Source organism: Streptomyces sp. NRRL WC-3549 (assembly GCF_000721935.1).
GTDB lineage: Bacteria > Actinomycetota > Actinomycetes > Streptomycetales > Streptomycetaceae > Streptomyces.
Genome location: NZ_KL585386.1, coordinates 107893 through 108126, shown reverse-complemented (window position 1 = coordinate 108126; position 234 = coordinate 107893). Strand labels below are relative to the sequence as shown.

The following is a 234-nucleotide window of genomic DNA, read 5'->3' as shown; positions in this document are numbered from 1 at the left end:
GGCCGGGACCAGGACGAGCCGTGCTTGCGGTGTAGCGCCCAACGGCTCAGCCAGTCCGCGGCGTCCACTCCCTGCCCCTCGCCGGTCTCCGAGGTGAGCAGAGTCTCCGCGCCGCTTTCCGCCAGCACCGCCAGCCAGAACTCGTCGTCCTTCACGGTCCGGCCGAGTTCCGTCGGCATGATCTCCAGCAGGCGGGCCCGCACGGCCGGCCGGTGCTCGGCCAGGACCGCGAGC

Annotated in this window: 1 protein-coding gene; it reads right to left on the bottom strand. The window is 73.1% G+C overall.

What is annotated here, in order from left to right; translation table 11 throughout:
* On the bottom strand, positions 1 to 234 hold a 234-nt coding region (locus tag IH13_RS0104875; RefSeq protein WP_158791043.1), incomplete at both ends, for a hypothetical protein.